Source organism: Sphingobacterium sp. Ag1 (genome assembly GCF_000988325.1).
Lineage (GTDB): Bacteria > Bacteroidota > Bacteroidia > Sphingobacteriales > Sphingobacteriaceae > Sphingobacterium.
In genome coordinates, this window is sequence record NZ_LBGU01000041.1 from 289929 (window position 1) to 305582 (window position 15654).

Genomic DNA, 15654 nt, shown 5'->3' on the forward strand with positions numbered 1-15654 from the left:
TTTTGGGGACGCCTAATCGTTAAATAAGTCGGTGTTCTTTAATTGTAAAAGGGGTTTGTCGCTGTCATAGTCTACCTGAAAAGCACGTGACTGATCGGTATGGGTATGGCTGAAATAGATTGGTATGTCGGGGTTTCCAAAGACCAGAATTTTGCTGTCGCACAGCTGTATCAGTACAATGACGGGGCCAATGTAGCCGATAGCCTCCCGTAAGGTCGTTGATATCGTGCTGCTGAAAAGCTGCCCGGCTTTGCTTGGTTTAGAAGTCGACTGGAATGATTGCGAACCCGTTGCAAAGCTTATGGGGCGTAGGGATTCGAAAGTCTTGATCTGTACGGTGCCGTCGGGATATTCCAGATAATCAGTTACCAGGTGGGCTGGTATAAATTTCATTCGGTAGATCGGGGTTAGGTTTGGGTTCATCGTAGTTTCTGTTTACTGTTTAAGGTGTGATTGTATTTGTTGATAGAGTCCTGAATGATCCGGTTCTGGTAGACCACCTGATTGATAAATTTCCGCGTCAGGGTTTCCAGCCGTTTCTTTTCCTGTCTGTACTCAAACTTTTTCAGCGTGTCGATATCGCCCAGCTTGTTGATCAGCTTCCGGGTGATGATGAAATTTTGGATTGCCTGCTTCTGCTGTAGACCATGGTTTATTGACCAGTAATAGTAAGACTGGAAATCAATGTTATAAACTTCTTTGATATGGTCTTCGATCTGAACCATATCCTGCGGAGTGAAATAGGCGAACTGGCTCTGTATGCTGGGGAGCTGTGAAGTTTTTGGCAATTTGAAAACAACCGTCTGGTCGCTGTCTTCGTAGGGTGGTTTTGTTTCTGAAAATCTGAGGTGGGAAATAATAAACCGGGCCAGGGGGATTGACCGGAAGAGCTCGAAGCGTCCGTCGACGTTGGCAAAATGGAAGTTGAGGTAATTACGGAAAAGTTCTGATTTAATGTTACACTTTACGTACATATAGTTAATGTGCTGGTTTGTACAAATATAACACAATTTAAGATTGAAAATCTTAAACGCTGTGTGAAATTTTTTAAAATTTTCTTTTGGGTAAATCCTGATCCAGTTTTTATTCCGGTAAAACTTTTGGCTCTCTAAAAAAGTACACCAAACTTTTGTGTTTTTGTAACAGCTGTATAAACTGCCCTCATCGGGCGATAAGAAACGGTAGTGTGAAAAACCAGTTTGTAACCGGGGGTATTTCATTTTGTAACGGCAGGGTATCAGTGGGAAGCTACCTTGATGGCCGGAATGACGGTTACAAAACTTTTGTAACGATGTAACTTTTGTTACATTAAAGTTTTAGTTTACTGTAACCAACTTAACTATTTATAAATTAATATTATTATATTCTATTATTATAAGTTCGTTACAAAGTTACAAGTAAATAGTATACTTTTAGTGCTTCATTTTTTTTAAAGATTTTTGGCTATTTCGCGCATTTAAACGATTTTCCCCCGTCGCCCCCTTACTATCGTGTCTGTTTAAATAGTGTAACTGTTAAGATGAGTTACAATTGAATTTCTCTTTTTATGGGTAAGGGGGGGGCGCAGGGGGGAATGATCAAGCGTAACCGCGAAGCGCGGACACTTGATCGAGGGATTGAAATGTGACTGGGACTTGGAAGGGGCGGGCGGGTTTTAAGGCCGTTACACTGTTACAGGGTTACAGCTGTTAGGAGGGGTTAGAAGGGGAGTTTAGGGCCATGGTTTTCGGGAGCTTCTTTAGCCAGGGGATCTCTCCCTTTTCAATGTTTTCGACAATGATGTCCAGATCTGCTATGGTGATCCACTGGCCTTTAAATTTAAGCCGGGTGTCAATCTTCCAACCGTATGCAGCACTCCAAGTAAGATATCCTAGATCGCTCCTGTTTAACATGAGGTGGTAGGCGTAATCGTGGCCCATATTATCAAGGTTTGAAATCGACAGGATCTGACGCTCTCCGCCGTAGTAACATAGCGCCAGTAAGTTTTTCTCATACGTAAGAATAAGTTTGTCTATGATCGCATCGGACAGGTCAGCTGGGAGATTACCTTCGAGCATGAACCATTCCATATAATCTTGGCGCACAATAAACCGCTGGCCATTCTTTCCAAAAAGTTTGTAATCTTGAACGTTTTTCCCCACGCAATCCAGATCAATCTCGTATGGTATCTGTAGGTCTTTTCCTTTATAAGACAATTCCAATATTTCCATAATGCAAAATTACTAATATATTTAGTTTTTGTAGTGAGCGGAAATACGGTAAATAAAAAATGCAGCCTGTTGGCTGCACTAAGTTTAATCTTTCATAAATGTTATCCAGTGGGTTTTCCCATGTCTGCCCGTTGTGTGGCCGAACAGAGGAGGCGTTTCAGTTAATTTTAATATCTCCCTGACCTTGATCTGGTCTTCATTCCACTTGAATATCAGTATGCCATTGGACTTTAAAACACGGAAACATTCCCTGAATCCTTTCCTGATATCATCTTTCCAATTTTCCGACAATAAGCCGTACTTTTTTGCGAGCCATGAGTCTTTACCGGCTTTGATCAAATGTGGAGGATCAAATACAGCAAGTTTAAAGGTTTCGGATTGATAAGGTATATTTCGAAAGTCGCCTACAACATCTGGATTGATCACCAATTTCCGTTCATCACATAGTATATGATCTTCCTTCCGTATATCCATAAAAGCTGTTTTTGGATTGTCTTTGTCAAACCACATCATCTTTGATCCACAGCAGGCGTCTAATATAATTTTATTCATCTATCCTTGATTTTAATTCGTTAGATACTGGTTTGAGATCACCGACTCGTTTTAAACCAAAAGGCTTTTTGCATACGTTGCAGTCTTCAAATTTTAAATCTATACGTCGTCCGACTTCTTTTTTCTTGACCATTAAGATGCCGTTTTCACAAGCATTGCAGTGGTAGTTCGTTATTTTAATTGCCATTTTGTAATATGCCCAGTTTGACCGCCGGGCTCGGTTTAATTATACTTCCAAATCTTTATCCACTAGATTGACTAAATCCTGATCAGCGTCGGTGAATACATCCAACACATAGAGGGCGCCTTTGATGAAATCGTTAGCTATCATTTTGGCTGCTTCAGGATTGGATTTAAATTGATCCTCTCCAAGTACTGATAAAGCATGCTGATTAGCGGCATCAATTAATTGGTCATTTGTAAATGCCTTTTGCTTTGGGGGTGTTTTTAATGTAGCTTTCATTTTTAACTAAATAGCGATTGTTTATATAAATTGATTATTGAGGGCCACAGCTTTCGCCATATGCACCAGCTGGAAGCACCCATTCTTCATTGGTATTAAATATTATTTGTTGGTCATAAATATTGGATGTGGCAAGTTTGGCCAACTCCTTAGTTATGTTTGGGTATGGATTCCCGCAACTGATCAGCGACCGGAGATCTGTGTTCCTTTTTATTGTAACTCCGAACAGTTCCTCGTAGGACATAATTTCATTGCCTTGATCTGGGCTTACAGAAAAGGCGCTTGCAAACTGATCTGCATTTCCGAATATGCAAAACTTACAGCTACAACGTGACCAGCCCATATAATAGCATGGATGTACACGAACACGGTACTTTTTGATGATATGCCACACTTCAGATTCTTTCCAGTCACGTAATGGACGCCAGCGATCCACATGCCTTTTTAATTTGCCGTTTCTGGAATCCGAACGGTCTACCTCTAAGATTTTGTACCTAGATCTTGCGCTACTTTCTTCGCCTCGTTCACCTGATAGCACGACGGTTTTTAATCCATTAAAGCGTTCTTGATTACGGATAGCAATAGAACAGACATCGATTTTTAAATAAGCCGAACACCAACGTACTTTTAAGTCAACTGCAACCTGAGGGAATTTTAAGCGAGTAGCCAATTTTCCAACGATGCCGCCAACTTTTTTCAGGATATTACCCGGAGCCTCGAACCAAGTTGGGGCCGTTCGTTGATTATCGCGAAGCATTTCACGTTTGAATCCCCCTTCCTTCCAGCTGAAATATATCTGCAGGCCGAAAGCGTCGGCAAATTTTTGGCAATAGTCATGGGTGCATTCCCAGTCCATAAATGCATTGTCGTTTCCATCAATATCGTGATGCCATAGTTCAATTTTGGCAGGGTCAATACCTAGATCTAATAGATAGAGTACTAGGGCGACCGAATCCTTCCCGCCACTAAAAGCAATGATATATTTGTCATAATTGAGATCCATTAGTTAGTTAAGTTGGGATTGTTTAAATAATTTTATTGATTTGATGTTGTACTTTAGGATCCTTGTGGCCCACAACGGTGGGACAGCATTACCGATCATACGGACAGCATCTTTATGCGACAGTTTCAGATCCGGATCCGTGAAATAACCAGGTGCGAACGAAGAGCAACCAGCAAGTTCCTCTGCATCCAAAAAGCGCACTTTGATATCGAAATTGTCCAATATGGTTACAAGTTGGCTTTTGAAATTCGTCATAACGGGGGGCAGAGGTTCGTCGATGGATGAAACATTTCTGTCCGGATGGCCGTTGCTGTTGAAATACTGCGCTATGAACTGTAGTTTCTCAAGGCGTACAAGCGGGTGACGGTCGTTACAGTCAGTCGTGGCCAATGGAATGGTAAGTGGCTGCACCTGTATGGATCCCCCGTGATAGCTAGAAATAAATCCCTCGAAATTGACAAAGTTTTTTGTCTGCCAGGTCAGCTGCGTATTCAATGGCTCTTCAATCTTCGTGTAGATATCACCCCGGCAGTAGTCCATAATGAACCGTAATTTCTCCGTAGTGGTCACCAACTGATGGCAGTTGGCGGTGCGTGCTGTGAAAAGCGGTTCATCTAGCGTCTGGAAGCGCTCGTAATTATCGCCACCATAATATTGTACCAAAAACTGGTGAACTTCGGGATATAGGCGGAGCAGGCCCCCGGCGATACGAGCAAGCGAATTTGGCACTAAAGGTTTCCGGTGCTGTGGGGGTAGTGCTTTATTGAACTGGCGGCCGAAAATACTATGGCCTTCTTTATTAAGGTTAATAAAGTCACGGCATGGAACCCATTTCTTTAATCCATTTTTGCCATCTTTTGAATGTGTACGCTTTGGAAAAGATACTTTGATACCTGGTCGATGGAACATTCCGAAGTAGCGTACACGGCGCTGTGCGATGCCATCGTCGGCGGCATTACGGATGTCCTCGGTATATTCATAACCAAGGGACTGAATTGTTGCAACCCAGCGTTTGAAATATTCGTTCTCGCGCCCTTTGATCCGTTTGCCGTTTTCATCCAGTGGCCCCCATTGCGTTTTGAATTCAGGCACGTTTTCAACGGTAAGAACTAGCGGCATAAGGTGACGTACGTAGCGCACCAGCTCGTCGGCCATCATATAGCTACCGATATCGCGGATCTTTCCGCCATTGGCATTGCTATGGGGCTGGCATTCCACCGACGCATGCAGGATGTCAACTGGCTCCAAAAGGTGCTCGTCCTGCGCAAAGAAATCTGCCCAATATACTTTTGTTCCTTTGTGATGAAAGGCGTTTGTACGGATAGCCACGGCGTCGTGGTTGAGGATCCAGAGTGTTTGGATATCCCGAACAGCTTCGGCCCCGGATGTCCATCCGCCGCCACCTGCAAAAAATTCCCCCATGGTCACCTTTCCCTTTCTCGGTTTTATGCCGTTCGGAAATTCAAGATGAAACTGTTTCTTATTAAAAAACCTGATAGATCTTTTCTTCTGTTTTGTCGCCTGCATGATCTAGCCCTCGAATGGTTTCATTGTTTTGATTTCCATTTGTTTGTGCGCATTGACCTTTACAGGTTCGATATTGGCTTCCTTAAGGTCATTCAAAAGAGCCTTCACCATTTGGATGGCATCGTGATCCGACGTACGTGCCTTATCCAATACTTGCTCAAGGAAGAAAATAAAATGGTGACGGCGTGTGTAAGGGATCGGCTTTTGTGAAAGCAATATTGCCTCTTCGTAGATCCGGTTCTCAGGAAGGTTTAATAATGCTTTTAACGCAAGTAAAACACCATAATGCGTATCCTGAACAATAGCATGGCGTTCCGGTAATATCAATCGGATTTCCAGTCTTGTTGCGATCTCTTTTAACCCGGTTAGATGCTTGTCAATCTGTTTGCCAAGATCCTTTAATCCGATCAATCTTGTACCGCGTAGGGCATAGGCAAATAGTTCGATCTTGGCTTCGTATTCTTCCGAAACAAAATACTTAAGTGCTCCTGCCATTCCAACGATATCGCAGATTGTTGTCTGCAGTTTCCGGATCGCATCGGCTTGGTGTTCCTGTGTGGTTTTTCCTGTAACGTTATGTGTTTTTGTGTTGATTGTGTTCATTTTGTTTTTGTTTCAATTTTTTACTAATGATGTTACTTACGGTTGACTGACTGACATTATAGATCTGTCCCAAATGATAGATGGTATAGGTTCCCGATAACCAGGCTTCAAAAAGTTCATCCCGCTGTTTGTCCGTCAGTCTGTTCATTACTTTGTGTTAGCTGCGCCACATCTAGGGCAATGGAGCCCCTCTAAGCGCATGTCAAATATTTCATGGCATTTAGTGCATTCGTGCCATTTTTCATGATTGAGGATTAAGAATTGATATTTCATTTAAATGATTCTTAAGTTGTCATTGTCCAGCAGTTTTTCGATATATTCGATTTTCCGGATAATCAGATCCCCAGTAGGGATATTGTATTCAGTGTCCATCTGATAAAAACCAATGGCCGTCTGTATGTCACCGTTTCGGTCAGATCCGTGGATCTTGGTGCCGTCGATAAGTTCCATTGTCCATTTGATAGAATCTATAGGACCAAGGAATGTCTCGTAGACCTGAAAGATCCGGCCTAGGTGATCGATAAATCGAACACCTAGACGAATGCGGATCCTGTCATTTGGATTGTACTTCGGTCTCATTTTCGTAGACAACAAAGGATCTGACCCTGATATCAATGTTCCCGATCGTAAGCGGTAGCTTTTCCGAATCGATGATCTTTTGCGCCTCTGCACGTGACTGCTCCAAATTGTACGTCCGGATCTCGGTGCCTCCGTGAAGCGGGCGGGAGTGCTTATGTGGCAGCTTAGCCAATAGGATATTGGTGTACTTCATTGCTAGCAGGATTTTTTAATACCGTAAATATTTCTTGCTTCCTCCAGTGTAATCGTTTCGGCATAATTCCAGTAATGACCATCGTTCACCCTAAATTCTCGGGCTGATCCATTAAAGGAAATATCTGTCAATATCCCTACCGTACAATATTTGTCTTCAATTGGTCTTTCTCGTCCGAAATCTACGGTCATTCCTATATTGACATCGTCGTAAGCCTTAACTAAATCGCCGACTTTTGGCATAAGCACAGCTTCTTTTTGAATTTTCATAGCAATCGCTTTTTCTTCTTCCGATTTCAACCATTCCTTAAGCACGTTTTTAAAGGGCGGGAGAGGAAAATTAAAAAGTGTATTTTTCCAATGGTCTATAAAAGGCTGTGGGAATGATGGCGATTGCTTAGCAAAGAATTCGCTGAATGGAATAATTGGAGAAAAACGGACTCTAATCGGATGATCATTTGCCATTTTCTTTGCAAAATCTGACACAACTGTTTGAGTGCGATCAGATGATTGCCAAAGTTTGTGCAAACGCTCCAAGGTCATACCGTCAATGCCTTTTCCTTCGTCAATAAAAATTTTCCTAATTGATACGCCGTTTGTAGGAAACGGTTTCGGGGTTGAAAAAGGTGGACATTCGAGCGACTCCTTTATCATATCGTGGATATCTTTGGGCAGATCTTTAATTGGATCAGCTGCCTTACCGGATGAAGTTCCGGAAAGCATCTTTTTAAGTTTTTTAGGACTGATCACTTCGTGCGTGCCGCTTGGCTCAACGAAGTCCCAGATCTGTAATCTGCCTACACATCCGATCAGTGCATAGCGGCTGTATGGTACGGCTCCCTCTGAAAGCCTGTGCAATACGATTTTTTTTACTCGTGTAGGGAAAGACATTAAAATAGCTGCAACTTTTTTCGCTTTTTTAGGAGTAGAAACGTCTACGTGGATTTGTGTAATTGATTTCATTTTTGTGTTATTAAAATTTTAAAAATTGATTTGTTCCTGTTTATCTTTTGGTACTGGCGGAAGATCTACATGTCTGTTCATGGCTTCTTTTGCCGCTACTGGATCTACATTGACATTCAGAGGTACATCGTGCTTTGTCTTGATGTACATAAATTCCTTGCTGACCATACGTCCGGTTTCTGTCCAGCTGCCATCACGCTGTATCTGCTTTTCAGGTGTCTTGTGAATGATCCTGTTTCCTTTGGAGTTATGCAGTTCTTTAGGTGATAGCTCGTAATTATTGAGCTTACAGAATGCGCGCAGAGCTTTCGAAAAACGCTGTGTCTTCCATCCTTTGCGATACTTATAATCGAAATCCTTGAAGGCCTCTTCGCGGACGATAAGGCGGTCTACGTTTGTGGATCCCTCGTCAAAGTAAGCCGCTGCCCATTCTTCGAAATCAGGGCCCATTTCCGCTTTTAGATTCCGGATGTTGACGTTCGACATCGGTGGGTCCAGTTTCTCGGCTACGGTCAGGTAAAACCGTACGCAGTACATCATTGTATTGTAGAAAGCATTCCATTCTTCGCGCGTGAAATCGTCGAAAAGGTTCTTGCCAAAATCGTGTGAGGGCTTGCGGATCTCGTTATAGTCATCCCTTTCGCCTTTGTTATGGTAGTAGTCGCTGAATACTGTGTAAAGGATCCTGCGCTCTACGGACGGGTCGATATCGCGCAACGTATAATTGGACGAAATGCAGAATTTGGCAACCTTGGCATAAGGAATTTCATACGGTGCCGTGTTCTTTGGATTGACAGTAAGCGACCCAGTGATCACGTCAAAAAAGAAATGGAAATTCAGATATTCGTGCGCATCATCAATACATACATAGCGGTGGTACTCGGTCAGTCCGTGGTAGATAAACTGATTTTCTGTAATCTTCGGATTACGGCCGCCAATATAGAAGCGCTTGCGCATCACCTTGGATAAAGCAATATTCAGTGCGATGGATTTTCCCGAACCTCCATAAGATCCGCCGTCCTCATTGATCTTGTTGTCCATCCCGAAAATGCACCACGGTTTGTCAGGATCCTTGAACCTATGCATCATGTAGCCGATCGCAAAGATTTTATTGATCAGGTGCAGTTTCTGTTCGGTTATTTCCTCCGGGGTCAGTAATGGGCCAGCGATATTGAACTTGTTTTCCTTTTTGTATTCCTCACGTTCAGCAGGAGAAAGATTCTGCAATCTTGTTTCCAGTTCGGTACGCCAGTGGATCCTTGATGTTTGGATAAGGTAATTGAGGAACAGGTCATCTTTTGTGTTGATCCGGATATCGTATTGTCCCGTGTTATCGTCCATCCAAATCGTGAAAGGTTCTTCCTTATTTAATTTGAAATGGTGCTCGATGACATCTTCCTTCCAGATGAACCGTTTTACAGATCCCGGATTGTACTGTTCGATACCAGCTGCTGTAATGCGCAAAGTGGTATTTGGGAACATGTAAAACTGTTCATGTTTACCTGTGTCATTAAAGTCGACCTCAATAAGGGGTAAGTTTGAAAGACTGTTTTCCGACAGTTGTGTTGTGCGGTACATCGCATTACGCAGATCCGTAGATAGACGGCGTTCCTGCAGGAAATTGTGGACAAAGTTTTTAACCTCATTTGGTTCGATCTTGGTGACAATGTTACCTTCGATCTTAATGAACATATACCCGTTTTTTTCAGCAGGCGAATTGAGACGATAGAAACCGTTCTTACCTAAAAAATTATAGGCATGTACGTTGTTGAAATCAAACGTAAATCCCGTTTGGATCCGGTCTTCGCCTTTGCCGCTGAACTTCGGACGAATGTCCCAAAAACGATAGGGAAGGGCGGTATTTAGAACAGCCTTAAAATCCTGATTTTTGTAATGATTGAAGAAGTCCCGAAGGTCTTTGCAGCTTCCACCACGGCGGTCTTTTTTCTTTGTAAGCTCTTTTGGAAGTTCTGCTGTCAAAAGGTCAAGGTAGTCCATTGCTTTGATATGGGCCTGTGCGATACCTGTGTCATCAATATCCTGTAATTGGATGACTTTGTCAGCGATATAAGACATATTCCAATATTGCTGCTGTGTGAGTGTAGCCGTTTCGGAGTTAGGCCAGGTTACCCAGTAGCCCAATAGTGCTGCTGTGAGCGCATCGCTGCCACCGCTTAAATACAAAAGCTCATCAATCTTTTCGGCTACGACTTTCTTCTTTTTGGACGGCAGCGGATTCCCCTCATGATCGGTTTCCTCATCGTCGGATTTGTTATCTTTTTCCGCTTCCAGTTCACGCCGTCTGAATTCTTGCTGTGCCTGCGACAAACCATGTAGAAAATCTTTCGGACGCTGCCCCGAATATCTGAACCTATTGCCTTTGTTGATGTGTTTTGGCACATAGATCTTAGCAAAAGTTTCTTTGTCATTTAGCTTTTCTATCCAAGCAAACATCGGGTAATCATCCGTAGAGCTGTACACATTGGCTATACGGTTATCTATATAGCTATATGATTCCAGTGCCCAAAAATTGTATTTCTTACATACCTCATGGACCTTTTTTGCAGCTGCCTTACGGGCATTTACCGCGTGATCATCTGCCCCGGTTCTCCACCCGATTGCTGTCAATGCGTAACGCGGAAAAAGGTGTTCAATTTCCTTTTCACTCAAAGTTTCTTTGACCTTGTAGTAATATTGCTTTTCGTCCTGATCGCTAGCTGCTGGTTGCGTTGTTTTGATCGGCTTCGGAGCCTTGGAAGGATCCGCACCTTGGACGTTGTATCTCAAGGCCAGTTCATTGATCGCGGTTACGAAATCAATTCCGTTTTCCGTCCTGTAGAATTCTACCGCATTCTTGCCCTTTGCTTCTTGACCGCCCCCAAAATCCGTTACTATCCAAATGTCATTTTGATTCTTGAACAGATTTGCAGACGCTGTTTTTTCAGTGCGTAGCTTGAATTTTTTATTGCGGTTCCGAGCACTTTCCTCTGCGTCCGGATATAAATCAATGATGATATCCAGTCCGCCGTTGGTAGCGTCGAAAATGTCCTGTATGTCTATGCGATATTCTGACATGATTTAGTCCTCTATTTCGGGTTTACGTGATAAAATGATAAGGGATAGTGCTAGGAAAAAGACCATTCCGAAAACGATCAGGAAAATTATTACGTGCTTTAATGTTGTGATTTGCGAAGCCTGTAATTTTATGATCTCGTCCTGCGTTTTGACAAGTGATGTTAATAATTCAGTTTTCATCGTAGTTAGGATTAAATGTTTGGATATTGGTCTTTAAGACCATTCGCGAAAAACTCTACGTGATCAGGAGGGCTCATTAAGCTGTAATAAATCTCCGTATACACGGTCAGGTCATAGGACTCTGCCGAAGCATAGACCTGAGCTTGGATCATCTCACTGTTTAGTTTTATATTTGCAGCAATTCCCTTCGCATGTTCTTGGATGATAAGTCGCTGGATCCAGTTCGGTAAACTTTTAAATTCAAGTCTGTCATAAGGATGATGACGATAAGCATATCGAAACAGCGGTTCACATTCGTGTTTTGGTATTTTTAATTCAGTCTGAAATCTCTCTATCCTGTATGAATGAGTTTTCACTAGACTGATAAATTTTTCTGTCATGCTTTTAACTCTATTTGTACGGGAACGGGCTATGTTGATCATAGCTTTTGCCATTGTGATCGCTATGAAAAACAAGGCAATGTTTGTGGCTAGGCTCACAATTAATAGTGCTTTTTCCATGACGAAGGGGTTGGATCGATTAATTGAATAATTGATTGCACTGAATCTAAATCAGTGTCGATTACGTGATAGGTGACGATCAACGTTGCCGAAATCTTTAGCTCCATCAATTCGTCCATTGAAATGCCGCATGTGAAGATCTTTTTTGGAGTCACGGTAAACCGTTCTTTACCACGCGGGTTCACACAAAAAACTTCTCCGATATTTCTAACTACATTGGCCAGTTTGAAACCATTAGAAACAGGACCAATAAATAGATAGTCAAATGGAGCCGTGCAAGATCCTCCATAACAGATGTCCCGGTGAATTATATCGGTGTTATCCGATTGAATGTGTAAGAAACTTTTGCGCAATAAAACATGGTTAACGATGGCATCAATCTTATCCGTGTTTGATCCGATAATTACATATCCTTTTTTCATAACTATCGAGTCTCTTGGATGAACTGAATAATTGATTGCACTGAATTTAGATTTGTGTCTATCACACTGTAGCCTTCCAGCCAAGAAGCGTTATGGTCGAAAAGAACGTAGTCAAGCCCTTTAAGCTCGCATGTAAATACGTTCTTTGTGGTGACGTTGTACATCCAAAGACCTTTTAGATTATTCACACGATACTCATTTGGCAAACCGCTTACTAACTGCTTTAATTTTGTAGATGATTTTAAATCGTGGATGAGAAGAAAGTTGAATGCTGGCCTATCGGATTCGACAAAACTTGTCTGTTCCGTGATCATTTCAACGTCTACACTTTCGGGTCCACCAACATGCAGATACCTTTTGTCTTTTAGTAACTGTCTCGCTAGTATGGTTCTATCTGCTTCATTTGAGCCAATAATGATATATCCTTTTTTCATGATGTTATTGATTTGAGTATTTACGGATTAGATCTTCTGTGCTGAAGTGGATGCCTATGCCGAATAGTGCGGCGGCTTTATGCTCTAATTGAGCGCCTGCGGAATACTGCCATCCGTCTAGGAAAATGATATCAGTAGCTTGGCTGGCCAATGTGATCATGCCTGCACGATAGTATTTTGGATCTGATGGGTTCGGGGATTTTATTGATTCGCAAAATTCGTGGGGATTAAGCGTGTGAAATCCTAAGCTTTCCAGCTCGTCTTGCATAGTTTTGAATGCTGACCGATTAAGATCATCATGCCCCGATATAGGGCCAGCTATGTAGACTGTTACCTGTGTTTTGTTCATTTTGTTGTATTTGTTTTTTTAAATATTACAAATGTTGTATTTTTTGACATACGTTTTCCCAGCTCTATTTCTAGCTTGAGGATCCCCGGTATAAAGAACTTTAAATAATTACCGTATTCTAGTGGGGGTTATTTTTATTTTGGTGTATTTATAATACAGATGTGTCACGTCAGTTGTACCACAATCCATACAGTTGTCAGATATACAACAAAGTTGATGTACTTTTTTTGTTGTTTTAAAAGAATTAAGAATTAAAACTTATTTGCTTAACTCTAAATAGAATCTCACGAGCAGTTGTTATAATATTTCTATCATGCTTCGGTTTATGAGTTCTTAACTCTTTGTCTACTAGTTGTCTTGATACTTTTATACCATTCCTTAAGAGTTCATCTCTTACTAACTTTTTAATCGGTGCATCTACGTTTTGGTAGAAAAACAATAGTTCTTCAGGATCAATAGTTATACAACTTTTGTCATTTTGTGGCATGACTTTTGTTGTTTCCGTGCTGTTGTTTTTTTGTCGTGACATTTTGTTGTTACGTTTTGTTAATATTAATTGTTGTTTTTGTTTGTATTTCCTTTTTGTTACAACAAATATATACAACAAATGTAGTATTATGGTAAACCGTAACAACAATTGTTGTAAATTATTTAATAAATGGCTGATATTCAGAAAGAAAAAATTATTGAACGATTTAAATTTTTGCGAAGCAAATTGAAAAAATCACAATTCGAGATGGCGGAAGATACGGGAGTGAGGCAAGCTTCAATATCCGCTTATGAAAAAGGGGTGAGGGATATTACTGCGAAATTTCTATTGAAGTTAGAAGAGGCATATAATGTCAATCGTGAATGGTTAACGCGTGGAGTAGGATCGATGTTTAATCAAAGTGAATCTTATTATGAAGAAACTGTACATCGTCCAAAAACGCAAGAAAATTTCTCGGTTCATGAGGATTTTCTTGTTGACGAACCTGAGGATTCTGAGATGTTCGATATCCTTTTAGATAATATGAAATCTATTTTTGAAAAACAGGCACAGGAAATTAAACTTCTGCGTGCAGAGAATAACAATTTGCAGAAGTTAGTATCAATGTTTAAACGTTAATCAAAATTATTTTATGAAAAAGTTTTTTATAGGGTTACTGTTGTTGGCTGGTGGGACAGCTTTGGGGCAAGCAAGAGGAGGGCTTCCCGATTCTACCTTCATAACCGCGTTAAAAGAAATAGGACCAGTTAGCGAATCTGGTCGTAATCATCAATTAAAAATGCTGGATGAACGATTGTCAGAAATGACGGAAGGGAGCCCATACCGGGCTTCATATATTGCATATCGCCAAGACTTAGCGGCAATGGAATTTGGTAATGCACATACTAAGCATATTGACTCGCTTAGCAAAGTGGATATGAAGGGGTTAAAGCGATCTTGGGATGAGTTCAAAATGCATTATTTAATTGAAGCTAAAAATGCTAAGTTTTCTCCACTATCACCATTTTTGATTGTTGATGGCGTGAATGTGTATTTAAAACTAGCAATAAACTATCGAGGTAGTGACTGGTTATTTATGAATCGAGCATCCATTATGACAGATGAAGACCTATATGATATTATTTTTGACCGTGACGTAAAACAAGACGTCTTTACAGGCTCTACTGTAAAGGAATGGGTTTACCTTGATGCCACTCCTAAAATAATGGCTATGATGCGTAACATTTCCACAACTTCCGGAGATGTAAAAATACGCTTAGAGGGCGAAAAATACATTGATAGAAAGCTAAGCGGTACACAGGTGGATGATATCCGTAGGATCATGTCGGCTTATGACAAATTGAAAAAGGTGGAAAAATAATGTTCTGTGTACACCTTTTGTACACCTTGATAGGTAAGTGTTTGATAATATGTTGTTTAATTATATCGGCTCCGGGTACTAAAAGCCACTTTACAATATGTAAAGTGGCTTTTTTTTATACACCTATGTTTTTCTGACCTGACGATTGCTACAATACCCCGATAACAACTTATCAAGATAGACAATAAAACGGATATATCCTAATACCAGCGTGTACCTAATACCAATTTTCAAGCAGTTTTTAGACAGTGATTAATCACTGTTTGTTCAGTTGTCACTGAGCAAGCACTGGACGAGCACTGAACAAGCACTGAACAAGCAGTGTCTAAAGAGTTAATACGATTGCTCTTTGATCCGAATTTGCTACTGTTAAAAATGAAAAGAGAAAAATTAAAGGAGCAATACTTATATCACAAAAAGGCGGCCGTTGTATGTGGTGTAATAAAAAGGGTAAATCGACTACCGTCAAATTTGGCAATACACAATATCAGCTTTTTTTTATAAACTTTCGTTAATCTGAATAATCTTGTTTAAATTGGAAATACCAAATATAAACTTGGATGAAAACAGTTTTTTTATCGCTGGCACTGTTGTGTTTTTTCATGACGCAGGGACAAGTGGGCTTTGTCTTAAACGAGAAAAAGAATGTTAAATTTCCTTTTCTTTTTGTCCATAACCTAGTCATTATACCTGTGCAGGTAAACGGATATATGATGAACTTCCTGTTGGATACAGGTGTTAAAGAAACCATG

At 41.0% G+C, this 15654-nt stretch carries 20 protein-coding genes and 1 pseudogene; 3 read left to right on the forward strand and 18 right to left on the reverse strand.

Translation table 11 applies throughout. The features are described from left to right. Positions 1-12: 12 nt before the first annotated feature. The 18 genes from AAW12_RS16050 to AAW12_RS16135 all read right to left on the reverse strand — a co-directional run bounded on the left by AAW12_RS16050 (position 13) and on the right by AAW12_RS16135 (position 13581). Positions 13-423, reverse strand: a complete 411-nt coding sequence (locus tag AAW12_RS16050) for a hypothetical protein (RefSeq protein WP_046674644.1) — start codon at positions 421-423, stop codon at positions 13-15. Then, positions 420-974 (reverse strand): hypothetical protein, encoded by a 555-nt coding sequence (locus AAW12_RS16055; RefSeq protein ID WP_046674645.1) that lies wholly within the window; start codon positions 972-974, stop codon positions 420-422. The genes AAW12_RS16050 and AAW12_RS16055 overlap by 4 nt, the downstream gene beginning before the upstream one ends. A 714-nt stretch (positions 975-1688) precedes the next feature. Further along, positions 1689-2210, reverse strand: coding sequence for a hypothetical protein (locus tag AAW12_RS16060; protein ID WP_046674646.1), 522 nt, complete (start codon positions 2208-2210; stop codon positions 1689-1691). 84 nt (positions 2211-2294) lie between these two features. Then, positions 2295-2762, reverse strand: a complete 468-nt coding sequence (locus AAW12_RS16065) for a methyltransferase (RefSeq protein ID WP_046674647.1) — start codon at positions 2760-2762, stop codon at positions 2295-2297. Between the two features lie 226 nt (positions 2763-2988). Then, positions 2989-3225: a hypothetical protein gene (locus tag AAW12_RS16075; RefSeq protein WP_046674649.1), complete on the reverse strand. Its 237-nt coding sequence runs from the start codon at positions 3223-3225 to the stop codon at positions 2989-2991. Between the two features lie 34 nt (positions 3226-3259). Further along, positions 3260-4228 carry a phosphoadenosine phosphosulfate reductase family protein gene (locus AAW12_RS16080; RefSeq protein ID WP_046674650.1) on the reverse strand — a complete coding sequence of 323 codons (969 nt, stop codon included), beginning with the start codon at positions 4226-4228 and terminating at the stop codon, positions 3260-3262. A gap of 3 nt (positions 4229-4231) precedes the next feature. Then, positions 4232-5755 carry a DNA cytosine methyltransferase gene (locus AAW12_RS16085; RefSeq protein WP_046674651.1) on the reverse strand — a complete coding sequence of 508 codons (1524 nt, stop codon included), beginning with the start codon at positions 5753-5755 and terminating at the stop codon, positions 4232-4234. Between the two features lie 3 nt (positions 5756-5758). Next, on the reverse strand, positions 5759-6358 hold the full coding sequence (locus AAW12_RS16090) for a hypothetical protein (protein WP_046674652.1): 600 nt from the start codon (positions 6356-6358) through the stop codon (positions 5759-5761). Next, entirely contained in the window at positions 6330-6506 is a 177-nt protein-coding gene (locus AAW12_RS26295) for a hypothetical protein (RefSeq protein ID WP_156167673.1), read from the reverse strand. The genes AAW12_RS16090 and AAW12_RS26295 overlap by 29 nt, the downstream gene beginning before the upstream one ends. Positions 6507-6631: 125 nt before the next feature. Further along, positions 6632-6937 carry a hypothetical protein gene (locus tag AAW12_RS16095; protein ID WP_046674653.1) on the reverse strand — a complete coding sequence of 102 codons (306 nt, stop codon included), beginning with the start codon at positions 6935-6937 and terminating at the stop codon, positions 6632-6634. Further along, a complete protein-coding gene (locus AAW12_RS16100) occupies positions 6912-7130 on the reverse strand; it encodes a hypothetical protein (RefSeq protein ID WP_046674654.1) in 219 nt (72 codons plus the stop codon). Before AAW12_RS16100 ends, AAW12_RS16095 begins: the two co-directional genes overlap by 26 nt. A gap of 2 nt (positions 7131-7132) precedes the next feature. Further along, complete coding sequence (locus AAW12_RS16105; RefSeq protein ID WP_046674655.1) at positions 7133-8092, reverse strand: hypothetical protein; 960 nt, start codon at positions 8090-8092, stop codon at positions 7133-7135. A gap of 18 nt (positions 8093-8110) precedes the next feature. Next, positions 8111-11167, reverse strand: a complete 3057-nt coding sequence (locus AAW12_RS16110; protein WP_046674656.1) for a hypothetical protein — start codon at positions 11165-11167, stop codon at positions 8111-8113. A gap of 191 nt (positions 11168-11358) precedes the next feature. Then, on the reverse strand, positions 11359-11727 hold the full coding sequence (locus tag AAW12_RS16115) for a hypothetical protein (protein ID WP_156167674.1): 369 nt from the start codon (positions 11725-11727) through the stop codon (positions 11359-11361). A gap of 101 nt (positions 11728-11828) precedes the next feature. Further along, on the reverse strand, positions 11829-12269 hold the full coding sequence (locus AAW12_RS16120; RefSeq protein ID WP_046674658.1) for a hypothetical protein: 441 nt from the start codon (positions 12267-12269) through the stop codon (positions 11829-11831). Positions 12270-12271: 2 nt separating this feature from the next. Continuing rightward, positions 12272-12703: a hypothetical protein gene (locus AAW12_RS16125; protein WP_046674659.1), complete on the reverse strand. Its 432-nt coding sequence runs from the start codon at positions 12701-12703 to the stop codon at positions 12272-12274. 4 nt (positions 12704-12707) lie between these two features. Beyond that, positions 12708-13052, reverse strand: coding sequence for a DUF4406 domain-containing protein (locus tag AAW12_RS16130; protein ID WP_046674660.1), 345 nt, complete (start codon positions 13050-13052; stop codon positions 12708-12710). Positions 13053-13296: 244 nt separating this feature from the next. Next, positions 13297-13581, reverse strand: a complete 285-nt coding sequence (locus AAW12_RS16135; protein WP_156167675.1) for a hypothetical protein — start codon at positions 13579-13581, stop codon at positions 13297-13299. A 129-nt stretch (positions 13582-13710) separates the two neighbouring features. Here AAW12_RS16135 and AAW12_RS25645 point away from each other — a divergent pair, with 129 nt between their 5' ends. The 3 genes and pseudogenes from AAW12_RS25645 to AAW12_RS26300 form a co-directional block, all read left to right on the forward strand. After that, on the forward strand, positions 13711-14160 hold the full coding sequence (locus AAW12_RS25645; protein WP_053003751.1) for a helix-turn-helix transcriptional regulator: 450 nt from the start codon (positions 13711-13713) through the stop codon (positions 14158-14160). A gap of 13 nt (positions 14161-14173) precedes the next feature. Further along, a complete protein-coding gene (locus tag AAW12_RS16145; protein WP_046674662.1) occupies positions 14174-14902 on the forward strand; it encodes a hypothetical protein in 729 nt (242 codons plus the stop codon). Positions 14903-15462: 560 nt separating this feature from the next. Continuing rightward, positions 15463-15654 (forward strand): annotated as a pseudogene (locus AAW12_RS26300) (aspartate aminotransferase); the annotation flags it as partial.

Excerpts from the sequence above, each read along its gene's own strand:
- AAW12_RS16050 (WP_046674644.1), bottom strand. The coding sequence starts at position 423 with ATGAACCCAAACCTAACCCCGATCTACCGAATGAAATTTATACCAGCC.
- AAW12_RS16055 (WP_046674645.1), bottom strand. The coding sequence starts at position 974 with ATGTACGTAAAGTGTAACATTAAATCAGAACTTTTCCGTAATTACCTC.
- AAW12_RS16060 (WP_046674646.1), bottom strand. The coding sequence starts at position 2,210 with ATGGAAATATTGGAATTGTCTTATAAAGGAAAAGACCTACAGATACCA.
- AAW12_RS16065 (WP_046674647.1), bottom strand. The coding sequence starts at position 2,762 with ATGAATAAAATTATATTAGACGCCTGCTGTGGATCAAAGATGATGTGG.
- AAW12_RS16075 (WP_046674649.1), bottom strand. The coding sequence starts at position 3,225 with ATGAAAGCTACATTAAAAACACCCCCAAAGCAAAAGGCATTTACAAAT.
- AAW12_RS16080 (WP_046674650.1), bottom strand. The coding sequence starts at position 4,228 with ATGGATCTCAATTATGACAAATATATCATTGCTTTTAGTGGCGGGAAG.
- AAW12_RS16085 (WP_046674651.1), bottom strand. The coding sequence starts at position 5,755 with ATGCAGGCGACAAAACAGAAGAAAAGATCTATCAGGTTTTTTAATAAG.
- AAW12_RS16090 (WP_046674652.1), bottom strand. The coding sequence starts at position 6,358 with ATGAACACAATCAACACAAAAACACATAACGTTACAGGAAAAACCACA.
- AAW12_RS26295 (WP_156167673.1), bottom strand. The coding sequence starts at position 6,506 with ATGAACAGACTGACGGACAAACAGCGGGATGAACTTTTTGAAGCCTGG.
- AAW12_RS16095 (WP_046674653.1), bottom strand. The coding sequence starts at position 6,937 with ATGAGACCGAAGTACAATCCAAATGACAGGATCCGCATTCGTCTAGGT.
- AAW12_RS16100 (WP_046674654.1), bottom strand. The coding sequence starts at position 7,130 with ATGAAGTACACCAATATCCTATTGGCTAAGCTGCCACATAAGCACTCC.
- AAW12_RS16105 (WP_046674655.1), bottom strand. The coding sequence starts at position 8,092 with ATGAAATCAATTACACAAATCCACGTAGACGTTTCTACTCCTAAAAAA.
- AAW12_RS16110 (WP_046674656.1), bottom strand. The coding sequence starts at position 11,167 with ATGTCAGAATATCGCATAGACATACAGGACATTTTCGACGCTACCAAC.
- AAW12_RS16115 (WP_156167674.1), bottom strand. The coding sequence starts at position 11,727 with ATGACAGAAAAATTTATCAGTCTAGTGAAAACTCATTCATACAGGATA.
- AAW12_RS16120 (WP_046674658.1), bottom strand. The coding sequence starts at position 12,269 with ATGAAAAAAGGATATGTAATTATCGGATCAAACACGGATAAGATTGAT.
- AAW12_RS16125 (WP_046674659.1), bottom strand. The coding sequence starts at position 12,703 with ATGAAAAAAGGATATATCATTATTGGCTCAAATGAAGCAGATAGAACC.
- AAW12_RS16130 (WP_046674660.1), bottom strand. The coding sequence starts at position 13,052 with ATGAACAAAACACAGGTAACAGTCTACATAGCTGGCCCTATATCGGGG.
- AAW12_RS16135 (WP_156167675.1), bottom strand. The coding sequence starts at position 13,581 with ATGTCACGACAAAAAAACAACAGCACGGAAACAACAAAAGTCATGCCA.
- AAW12_RS25645 (WP_053003751.1), top strand. The coding sequence starts at position 13,711 with ATGGCTGATATTCAGAAAGAAAAAATTATTGAACGATTTAAATTTTTG.
- AAW12_RS16145 (WP_046674662.1), top strand. The coding sequence starts at position 14,174 with ATGAAAAAGTTTTTTATAGGGTTACTGTTGTTGGCTGGTGGGACAGCT.